Origin of the sequence: Wenyingzhuangia sp. 2_MG-2023 (genome assembly GCF_030548295.1) — a bacterium.
GTDB lineage: Bacteria > Bacteroidota > Bacteroidia > Flavobacteriales > Flavobacteriaceae > Wenyingzhuangia.
Genome location: NZ_JAUOSB010000107.1, coordinates 1 through 272 on the forward strand (window position 1 = coordinate 1; position 272 = coordinate 272).

The window sequence follows — 272 nt, forward strand, 5'->3', positions numbered from 1 at the left end:
GAGTTTAAAAAACTTAGAATTAAAATTGGAAGAGATAAGTTTTTTACACTTCTTAAAAATCATAAACTACTGATTAAGAGAAACAAAAACTATCATGTAACCACCAATTCTAAACACATGTTTTACAAATACAAGAACCTAATTAAAGATAAAGTACCAACTAGAGCAGAACAAGTGTGGGTAACAGATATCACTTATATTAAAACGGATAAAGGACATGCATACCTAGCACTAGTAACAGATGCTTATTCTAAACAAATTATGGGATATAA

1 pseudogene is annotated in these 272 nt (G+C 28.3%); it reads left to right on the forward strand.

Annotated elements, in window-relative coordinates:
* A pseudogene (locus tag Q4548_RS16835) lies at positions 1–272 on the forward strand (IS3 family transposase); the annotation flags it as partial.